Source organism: Mesorhizobium sp. M7A.F.Ca.CA.001.08.2.1, assembly GCF_003998455.1.
In the GTDB taxonomy this organism is placed as follows: Bacteria; Pseudomonadota; Alphaproteobacteria; order Rhizobiales; family Rhizobiaceae; genus Mesorhizobium; species Mesorhizobium ciceri.
Genome location: NZ_RZPW01001170.1, coordinates 1 through 1,251 on the forward strand (window position 1 = coordinate 1; position 1,251 = coordinate 1,251).

The 1,251-nt window shown below is 61.8% G+C and carries 3 protein-coding genes; all 3 read left to right on the forward strand.

Features of this window, described 5'->3' with window-relative positions; all coding sequences use genetic code 11:
• Nucleotides 1-213: EamA family transporter (locus EN914_RS35890; protein ID WP_164779190.1), on the forward strand; the 213-nt coding region annotated here is incomplete at its 5' end.
• 76 nt (nt 214-289) lie between these two features.
• Nucleotides 290-610, forward strand: a complete 321-nt coding sequence (locus EN914_RS35895; RefSeq protein ID WP_024505026.1) for a helix-turn-helix transcriptional regulator — start codon at nt 290-292, stop codon at nt 608-610.
• A 46-nt stretch (nt 611-656) separates the two neighbouring features.
• Nucleotides 657-1,251: FAD-dependent oxidoreductase (locus EN914_RS35900; protein ID WP_164779191.1), on the forward strand; the 595-nt coding region annotated here is incomplete at its 3' end.

Consider the following 1,251-nt stretch of genomic DNA (forward strand, 5'->3'; position numbering starts at 1 on the left):
GCTTACAGCATCTGGTATGGCCTGCTTCGCCGATATCGCATCGACCAGGTCGCACCGTTCGCGTTGCTGATGCCGATCATCGGCGTGATCATAGCCTTCCTCTTCCTGAACGAACGCCCTTCGCCCTCGGTACTGGCTGGAGGGGCGGTGATCCTGATCGGGCTCGGCCTTGTCGTGCGTGCGCCAACGAAGTCCGAACTGCAGGCCGCGTAAACAGCTGAAGCATCTTATTTCCACATTATTCGAAATTAGCTTGACGGTATGATCTGTCGGGTCTAATAGTATTTCCATGAAACTCGAAAAAGCTGCCTCTCAGCTCGAAGCGCTCGGCAACCCGACGCGGCTTCAGCTCTACCGCATCCTGGTCCGTGCTGGGGATGACGGCCTTCCGGTCGGCAGTGTCCAGGAGAAGCTCGAAATCCCTTCGTCGACGCTTTCGCATCATCTCAAGCGGCTCGTCGACACAGGTCTTGTGACCCAAGAGCGCCAGGCGACGACGCTGATCTGCCGCGCCAACTATCCCGGCATGAACGCGCTGATCGGCTATCTCGCCGACGAGTGCTGCGCCGACGCAAAGTGCGCGCCGGCGGTTAACGAAACCGTGGCATGACCTTTTTTTGCCTAGATAATTCGAAGATACCGGAAGGATGGAACAAATGGACATGATGGCAGACCTCCCCGTAGCAGTCATCGGCGCTGGCCCAGTCGGCTTGGCCGCCGCTGCGCATCTCGTCGAGCGCGGCATCCGCCCGGTTATCTTCGAACGCGGCGAAAGCGTCGGCGCGGCGCTTCTCGAATGGGGACACGTCCGGGTTTTCTCGCCCTGGGAATACAACGTCGACGCGGCGGCGCGGGCACTGCTCGATCGGTCTGGGTGGAAGGCTCCGGACTCGCGCGGACTGCCAACGGGCGGAGAGATCGTCCGCGACTATCTTGCTCCTCTCGCATCCCTCCCGGAGATCGCCCCCAGCCTGAAACTCGGGGCTACCGTCACTGCCGTAACCCGGCAAGGGCATGACAAAGTCTCGAACGATGGGCGCAAGCATTCGCCGTTCGTCGTTCGCTACGAGGACGCTTCCGGCGAGCACCGGGTTCTCGCCCGCGCCGTAATCGACGCGTCCGGAACGTGGTGGCGGCCGAATCCCATCGGCGTCGACGGGCTGGCGGTTCCTGGCGAAGGTAAGGCGTCGGGGCGCATCGCCTACGGCATTCCCGATGTGATCGGCAAAGCCAGGCGCGACTATGCGGGTA

Coding starts and splice junctions, on each gene's coding strand:
- EN914_RS35895 (WP_024505026.1), top strand. CDS start 290: ATGAAACTCGAAAAAGCTGCCTCTCAGCTCGAAGCGCTCGGCAACCCG.